Raw genomic sequence first — 7,973 nt, forward strand, 5'->3', positions numbered from 1 at the left:
AGGGGAAGCGGTTAACCCGCGAGCGCCGGTGCGTTAACCCGCCGCCGTTAGCGTCTCACCCCGGTCGGCCGGCCGAGGGCCGCCGGTTCATCCACGATCACGGGAGCACCAAATTGAGTGAGTTGAATGGATCGTCCATTCTGATCACCGGGGGAACGGGTTCCTTCGGCAGGACCTTCCTCCGGCACATCCTCACCGAGGCCGACCCCGCCCGGGTGGTGGTCTTCTCCCGCGACGAGCTCAAGCAGTACGAGTTGCGCCAGCAGCTCGGCGACGACCCGCGCCTGCGCTGGTTCATCGGCGACATCCGGGACCGGCACCGCCTCACGCGGGCGATGCACGGCGTGGACCACGTGGTGCACGCCGCCGCCCTGAAGCAGGTGGACACCGCCGAGTACAACCCGTCGGAGTTCATCGCCACCAACATCACCGGCTCGCAGCACGTGGTCGACGCGGCGATCGAGGCGGGCGTCAAGAAGGTCATCGCGCTCTCGACCGACAAGGCGTCCAGCCCGATCAACCTGTACGGCGCCACCAAGCTGGTCGGCGACAAGCTGTTCGTCTCGGCCAACCACTACGCCGCGCACCACCCGACCCGGTTCTCGGTCGTGCGCTACGGCAACGTGGTCGGCAGCCGTGGTTCGGTCGTCCCGCTGTTCCACCGGCTGGCCGCCGAGGGCAAGAGCCTGCCGATCACCGACAAGCGGATGACCCGCTTCTGGATCACCCTCGAGCAGGCCGTGCAGTTCGTCATGGACTCGTTCGACCAGATGCAGGGTGGCGAGCTGTTCGTGCCCCGGATCCCCAGCATGCGCATCCTCGACCTGGTCGAGGCCGTCGCCCCGGACGCCACCACCCACGAGATCGGCATCCGGCCCGGCGAGAAGCTGCACGAGGAGATGATCGCCCCGGACGACAGCCGGCGGACGCTGCGCGCCAAGGACCGCTACATCGTCCAGCCGACCATCGCCGGTTGGGGCTACCAGCCGCCGGTCGACTGCGAGCCCGTGCCGGACGGCTTCGCCTACCAGTCGGACACGAACGACGAGTGGCTCACCGTCGAGCAGCTACGCGAGATGCTCGGCCTGACCGCATGACAGGGATGCTCCCGTACGGCCGGCAGTCGATCTCCGAGGACGACGTCGCGGCCGTCGCCGGCGTGCTGCGCGGCGACTGGCTCACCACCGGGCCGCAGGTCGACGCGTTCGAGGCCGACCTGGCCCGGGTGACCGGCGCGGCAGGTGTCGCCGCCGTCTCCAACGGCACCGCCGCGCTGCACGTGGCGTACGCGGCGGCCGGTGTCGGACCGGGCGACGAGGTGGTGGTGCCGCCCATGACGTTCGTGGCGACCGCCAGCAGCGCTGTCGCCCTCGGCGCGAAGATCGTGTTCGCGGACGTCGACGAGGAGACCTTCTGCCTCGACCCGGCTGCCGCGGCGGCGGCGGTCACCTCGCGTACCAAGGTGGTTTCCGCCGTCGACTACGCCGGCCACCCGGCCGACTACGACGCGTTGCGCAAGGCCGTCGCGGGCACCGACGCCCTGCTGCTCGCCGACGCGGCGCACTCCATCGGCGGGACGTACCACGCTCGGCCGGTCGGATCACTCGCCGACCTGACCACGTTCTCGTTCTTCCCGACGAAGAACCTCACCACCGCCGAGGGCGGCGGGGTCGCCGCGCTGGATCCGAAGATCCTGGAGCGGGCCCGCCGCTTCCGTGGCGTGGGCATGGTCCGCGAGCGCGACGACCTGCGCCGCCCCGACGAGGGCGGCTGGTTCTACGAGGTCCCCGAGTTCGGGCTGAACTACCGCCTGCCGGACGTGCTCTGTGCCCTGGGCCGCAGCCAACTGCGCCGCCTCGGCGAGTTCGTGGCCCGCCGGGCCGCGCTCGTCGCCCGCTACAACGAGGCGCTCGCCGACCTGGACGGGGTACGCCTGCCCGTCCAGCAGCCGTGGGCCGAGCCGGCCTGGCACCTCTACCCGATCCGGGTGCTCGACGGCCGTCGCCGCGAGGTCTACGACCGGATGCGCGCGGCCGGCATCGGCGTACAGGTCAACTACATCCCGGTGCACTGGCACCCGGCCTTCGCCGACCTGGGTTACCGGCGCGGGTCGTGCCCGGTGGCCGAGTCGTTCTACGCCCAGCAGCTGTCGCTGCCGCTGTACCCGGGACTCAGCGACGCCGACCAGGACCGCGTCATCGACGCGCTGACCGCGATCCTGCGGGGCAGCGCGGTGCGTTCCGCCGCCTGATGGGAAGCTGATGCACCACGCGAACCACTTCTACGGCCACGCCCACGTGCTGGCCCGTTACGCCGGTCTCGGCGACCGGCATCCGCCACGGATCAACGGGTACGTGCAGCACGGCTGGAACATCGGCGACGGCCTGGCGCCGGGTCACCCGTACGCCGACCGCACGCCCAGCCTGCTCTGGTCCGAGCAGACCCGCCGCCGGGCCTGGTCGGTGGGGCGGCGCAACGTCGTCGTGATCGGCGCCCCGTTCACCTACCTGCTGGCGATGCGGCCGGACAACCCGCCGGAGCAGGAGCGGGAGGGCACCATCTGGTACCCGTTCCACGGCTGGGAGGGCCAGCACGTCAAGGGCGACCACCGGGAGCTGATCGCCCGCATCCGCGACACCGAGCCCGGCCCGGTGACCGTCTGCCTGTACTGGCACGAGTACGGCATGCGCCACGTCCGGCGGCTCTACGAGCGCGCCGGGTTCCGGGTGATCTGCCACGGCTACCGGGGACACTGGTGGAAGGACACCGACCCGGAGTTCCTCGACAAGCAACTGACCGAGCTGCGCCGGCACCGCCGGGTAGCATCCAACCGGCTGACCAGCGCGATCTTCTACGGCATCGCGGCCGGCTGCGAACCGGCTGTCTACGGCGACCCGATGATCCTGTCCAACGAGGACCCGACCTTCGGCGGCACCGCCCGCATCCGTCGGCAGTGGCCGGAGCTGCACGGCACCAGGGTCGACCTGCCCACCGCCGTCTCGATCGCCCGCGCGGAGCTGGGCGTCGACCACCGCTGCACCCCGGCCGAGCTACGTGAGCTGCTGGGTTGGGCGAACCTTGGGGAAGAAGAGGACGACAGTGACGACTGAGACCGCACCCGCCGGCCGGATCAGCCTGCCCGGCGGCGAGATGCTGGCCTGGTCCGACCTGCCGAAGGGGCGGTTGGCCGACGGCGGGCCGCTCGCCGCGCTGGCCGCCCGCGTCGTGCCGTCCGGCGCGCGGGTCCTGCTGGCCGGCCCGCACGACCCGGCGCTGCTCGACCGGCTCGCCCACGCCGAGGTGACCTGCCTGCTGCGCAGTCACCCGGACGCGGTGGTGCTCGCCCAGCGGGCCACCCGCGTCATCGTGGGCGGCCCCGCCGGCCTGCCCGACGACGAGACGTACGACGTGGTGATCGCCGCCGCCGGCCTGGACCCGATCGAGTCGGTGGAGGGCACCCGGCTCGGCTGGGACGGCGTGCTGGCCCGGCTGGTCGCGGCGGTACGCCCCGGTGGCGCGCTGCTGCTGCGCCTGGACAACCCGCTCGGGCTGCACCGGCTGGTCGCCACCACCCCCTGGTACGCCGCCCGCGACGACTCCGCCTGGGTCATCGGCGGCGTGCTCGACCCGGCCCACCCCGCCAACCGGGGCCAGCTCCGGCAGCGGATCACCGACAGCGGGCTCCGCCCGAGCGCCTGCTGGGCCGCGTACCCCGATGGCGCGACGGCGACGGCCCTGCTCGACGCCGACCAGCTCGACCACGGCGCGGGCCGCGGGCTGTTCGACGCGGTGCTGCACGGCGCCTGCGCCGGTGCCTTCGCTCCCGCCACGGTGCTCCAGGACCCGGCCCGGCTGGCGGTGGACGCCCTGCACGCCGGGCGGGCCGCGGACCTCGCGCCGGCCTGGCTGCTGCTGGCCCACCGGCCCGGCGGGCCCACGGACTCCCCCGGCGACGCGGAGCTGCCGGTGGCGCTGGTGCAGACCGGCTCGTCCGGCCAGCCCGGGATCGGTGTGCTGGAGGTGCGCGACGGCCCGTCCGGCTGGCGGTGGGGGCACGTCGCCACCGCCGACACGCGCGCGCCGAGCGCGCCGTTCGCCAGCCGCGAGGCCGCGTACCGGGACCCCGACGCGCTGACCGGACCGGTGCCGTCCGGGCGGCTGCTGCACACCCTGCTGCTCGACGCCGCGCTGCGCCGCGACCTGACCACGGTGCGCGCGCTGCTGCACGGGTACGCGGGCTGGCTCGCCGACCAGGCCGACGCCGACGGACGGCTGGCCGGCGCCGCCGCGCTGGCCAGTGCCGACAACATGGTGGTCGACGGGGAACGCTTCGCGGTACTCGACCCGAGCTGGCGGGCGGCCGACCGGCTCCCCGGCGACGTGGTGCTGGCCCGCGGGCTGTGGCGCTTCGCGGCGGCCCTGCTCACCGGCGGGTACGCCCACCCGTGGTCGTCCACCCTCGACGTCGCCGGCCTCACCGTCGTCCTCGGCGGGCTCGCCGGCCACGACCTGGACCGGACGACGGTGGCCGAGGCGGTCCAGGTCGAGGCGGCGATCACGGCCAGCCTGCACGGCCTGGACGCCGAGCACCGCACGGCCCTCGCCACCGACCTGCAGGCGGTCGAACCGACCGACCCGCCGCTCGGCGCGCACAGCTACCAGCAGTTGCGCGAGGCGTGGCTGCGCCAGCGCGAGGAGATCAGTCGGCTGGCGGCCCTCACCAAGTGGACCGACGAGCTGCTCACCTCCCGGGAACGGGCGCTGCGCCGGGCCGAGGCGAAGATCGGCCTGCTCAGCGGGTCCATCAGCTACCGAGTCGGCCGGCTCGCCATCACCCCCGCCCGGCTGGCCAAGCGGGGTGCGCGTGCCGCGAAGCGACGTGCCCGCGCGGCGCTCGCCCCGAAGCAGCTCGTCACGGAGCAGGAGGAGCAGCAGTGACCGACGACGGCGGCGCTCCCGCGACGACGCGGCCCGACCCTGCGGCGCGGCCCGACCCTGCGGCGCGGCCCGGCCCTGCGGCGCCGCCCGGCCCTGCGGCGCCGCCCGCCACGGCAGCGCGTCCGGATGCGACGGCCGACGCGGGAGCGGCCGCCGGAGCACGGATCGTCGGCATCGTGCAGGCCCGGATGGGCTCGTCCCGGCTGCCCGGCAAGGTGCTGCGCCCGCTCGCCGGGCGGTCCGTGCTCGGCCGCGTCGTCCGCGCCGCCCGCGACAGCGGCGTCCTGGCCGACCTGGTGGTCGCCACGAGCACCGACACGGTCGACGACGCGGTGGTCGACGAGTGCCGCCGGCTCGACGTGCCGTGCCATCGCGGCCCCGTCGACGACGTGCTGGGCCGGTTCGTGGGCGCGCTCGCCGCCCACCCGGGCGACGCGGTCATGCGGTTCACCGCCGACTGCCCGCTGCTCGACCCGGAGATCATCACGTTGGTGGCCTCGGTGTACCGGGCCGTACCCGGGTTGGACTACGCGAGCACGTCGATCGCGCGCACCCTGCCCCGAGGGCTGGACGTCGAGATCATCCGCGCGGACGCCCTGCGTACCCTGGACCGGCTCGCCACCGGCCACCACCGGGTGCACGTGACCTCGTACGCGTACACCCATCCGGAGCTGTTCCGGGTGCTCGGGGTCACCCTCACCCCGAACCGTTCGGCGCTGCGGCTGACCCTCGACACCGAGCAGGACTGGGCGCTGGTGAGCGCCGTCGCCGACCACTTCGGCGACGTCAGCGTGCCACTGGCCAAGCTCGCCGACTGGCTCGACGGGCAACCCCGGCTGCGCGCGCTCAACGCCGACGTACGCCAGAAGCGGCTGGAGGAGTCCTGAGCACGCTACGGGTCGGGCTGCGCTGCGACGCCGGGCCACGGCGCGGCGTGGGGCACCTCGTCCGCTGCCTGGCCCTCGCCGAGGAGTTCCTGGCCCGAGGCGCCCACGTCGCGGTGTTCGGCACGGTCGAGCGCGTCGGCTGGGCCAGCGCCGAACTGGCCGCGCGCGGCATCAAGCTGCACCCCGGCCCCGAGTCACCGAGCGAGCTGGTCGAGGCGGCCCGACGACACGACCTCGACGTGGTGGTCCTCGACTCGTACGAACTGGACCCGGCCGCCGCCGGTGCCCTGCGCGCAGCCGGCATCCTCACCCTCGCCGTGATCGACGGGGACAGCCGGGGCCAGGACGCCGACCTCTACCTCGACCAGAACTTCGGGGCGCGGCCTCCGGACCTGCCCGGACGGCTGCTCGCCGGCAGCGGGTACGCCCTGCTGCGCGACTCGGTCGTGACCGCCCGCCCGGCGAGGCCCCGGCCCGCCACGACGGTCGGCAGGCCACGGGTGCTCGCCTTCTTCGGTGGCACCGACGCGGTCGGCGCGGCACCGGCGCTGACCCGGGTACTGCTGGCCACCGGCCACCCGCTGGACCTCACGGTCGTCGTCGGGCGACCCGAGATCGAGGCCGAGCTGGAGGCGATCAGCCCTGGGCGGGGGCAGGTCGTGCGTCCCGTCCCGCCCACCGGCTCGCTGCCCACCCTGATCACCGAGGCGGACCTCGTGATCAGCGCCGCCGGCACCTCCACCTGGGAACTGTGCTGCCTCGGCGCGCCCGCTGCGCTGGTCTGCGTGGTCGACAACCAGCGCGAGTCGTACACCCGGGTGGTGCGCCACGGCCTGGCCGCCGGCCTCGGCGAACTGCCGGAGTTGACCGCCGCCGGGCTGCCCGGGCGGACCGCCCGAGCGACGGCGGCGCGAACGCTGAACGGGCTGCTCAGCTCGCCGCGACGCCGGGCGGCGCTGGCCGCCCGAGCCTGGGCCGCCGTGGACGGCCAGGGCCGCGCCCGCGTCGTGGACGCCGTGCTGGAGGCCATAACCCCAACCCCCACCAAACCCTGACCGCCGCCCCCGCTCCCCGCTCCCCGCTCCCCGCTCCCGCTCCCGCTCCCCGCTCCCCGCTCCCCGCTCCCCGCGATCTTGCACTTGCTGTGGCGACACAAGGGGCGTCTACTCCCATATCGGCAACCGAAACTGCAAGATCGGCGCGGCGAGGGGCGCGGTGTGGGGGCGCGGCGAGGGGCGCGGTGTGGGGGCGCGGCGAGGGGCGCGGTGTGGGGGCGCGGTGTGGGGCGCGGTGTGGGGGCGCGGCGAGGGGCGCGGTGTGGGGGCGCGGTGTGGGGGCGCGGTGTGGGGGCGCGGTGTGGGTGGGGGCTGCGGGCGTGCGGCTCGCACGGGTGTACTAACGTGCTGCTAGGGTGGGCTGCATGGAGGTCGTTTACCAGCCGTCGATGCTCGATCTGACCGACGCGGACCCGGCCCTGGGGCCGCTGCCCGGCCCGATCCGGCGGCACGATCTCACCCGGGGCGCCTGGGTCGACCACCTCCCCGGCTGGGTGCGCGGCTCCGACGCGGTCCTCGACACCCTGCTCGCCGAGGTGCCCTGGCGCGCGGAACGCCGGACCATGTACGACAGCGAGGTCGACGTGCCCCGCCTGCTCTGCTGGTACGACGGCGAACGGCAACTGCCGCACCCCGTGCTCACGGCCGCCCGCACCGCCCTGACCCGGCACTACGCACCCGAGCTGGGCGAACCTTTCGTCACCGCCGGCATGTGCCTCTACCGCTCCGGCCGCGACAGCGTCGCCTGGCACGGCGACACCATCGGCCGCTCCGCGCACACGGACACGATCGTCGCGATCGTCTCGTTCGGTTCACCCCGACCGCTGCTGCTACGCCCGCGCGGCGGCGGCGACAGCCTGCGCTTCCCCGTGGGACACGGCGATCTGATCGTCATGGGCGGCTCCTGCCAGCGCACCTGGGAACACGCCATCCCCAAGACCACCCGCCCAGTAGGCCCCAGGGTGAGCGTCCAGTTCCGCCCAATCAACGTCGCCTAACCCGGTCCCTCCCCCACCCCACCCCTCCCCCACCCCACCCCACCCACCCCCCTCCCCGCTCCGCCCCGGTGATCAAGAGGTTTGCGTCACGACAC

At 74.3% G+C, this 7,973-nt stretch carries 7 protein-coding genes; all 7 read left to right on the forward strand.

Features of this window, described 5'->3' with window-relative positions; translation table 11 throughout:
* The first annotated feature begins 113 nt into the window (after nt 1-113).
* The 7 genes from pseB (at nt 114) to AB0J36_RS23615 (ending at nt 7,878) form a co-directional block, all read left to right on the forward strand.
* Nucleotides 114-1,097, forward strand: coding sequence for a UDP-N-acetylglucosamine 4,6-dehydratase (inverting) (gene pseB / locus AB0J36_RS23585; RefSeq protein WP_357120124.1), 984 nt, complete (start codon nt 114-116; stop codon nt 1,095-1,097).
* Entirely contained in the window at nt 1,094-2,251 is a 1,158-nt protein-coding gene (locus AB0J36_RS23590; RefSeq protein ID WP_357120127.1) for an aminotransferase class I/II-fold pyridoxal phosphate-dependent enzyme, read from the forward strand. The genes pseB and AB0J36_RS23590 overlap by 4 nt, the downstream gene beginning before the upstream one ends.
* A 10-nt stretch (nt 2,252-2,261) precedes the next feature.
* Nucleotides 2,262-3,110 (forward strand): hypothetical protein, encoded by an 849-nt coding sequence (locus tag AB0J36_RS23595; protein WP_357120130.1) that lies wholly within the window; start codon nt 2,262-2,264, stop codon nt 3,108-3,110.
* On the forward strand, nt 3,100-4,938 hold the full coding sequence (locus AB0J36_RS23600; protein ID WP_363661122.1) for a class I SAM-dependent methyltransferase: 1,839 nt from the start codon (nt 3,100-3,102) through the stop codon (nt 4,936-4,938). The genes AB0J36_RS23595 and AB0J36_RS23600 overlap by 11 nt, the downstream gene beginning before the upstream one ends.
* A 164-nt stretch (nt 4,939-5,102) precedes the next feature.
* A complete protein-coding gene (locus AB0J36_RS23605) occupies nt 5,103-5,825 on the forward strand; it encodes a glycosyltransferase family protein (RefSeq protein ID WP_357171593.1) in 723 nt (240 codons plus the stop codon).
* Complete coding sequence (locus AB0J36_RS23610; protein ID WP_357171592.1) at nt 5,822-6,880, forward strand: spore coat protein; 1,059 nt, start codon at nt 5,822-5,824, stop codon at nt 6,878-6,880. Before AB0J36_RS23605 ends, AB0J36_RS23610 begins: the two co-directional genes overlap by 4 nt.
* Nucleotides 6,881-7,245: 365 nt before the next feature.
* Nucleotides 7,246-7,878, forward strand: a complete 633-nt coding sequence (locus AB0J36_RS23615; RefSeq protein ID WP_363661123.1) for an alpha-ketoglutarate-dependent dioxygenase AlkB — start codon at nt 7,246-7,248, stop codon at nt 7,876-7,878.
* The last annotated feature ends 95 nt before the right edge of the window (nt 7,879-7,973 follow it).

Source organism: Micromonospora sp. NPDC049662, assembly GCF_040675055.1.
Lineage (GTDB): Bacteria > Actinomycetota > Actinomycetes > Mycobacteriales > Micromonosporaceae > Micromonospora.

Bases quoted from the DNA above. Each gene is read 5' to 3' on its own strand.
- AB0J36_RS23590 (WP_357120127.1), top strand. From the start codon at position 1,094: ATGACAGGGATGCTCCCGTACGGCCGGCAGTCGATCTCCGAGGACGAC.
- AB0J36_RS23595 (WP_357120130.1), top strand. From the start codon at position 2,262: ATGCACCACGCGAACCACTTCTACGGCCACGCCCACGTGCTGGCCCGT.
- AB0J36_RS23615 (WP_363661123.1), top strand. From the start codon at position 7,246: ATGGAGGTCGTTTACCAGCCGTCGATGCTCGATCTGACCGACGCGGAC.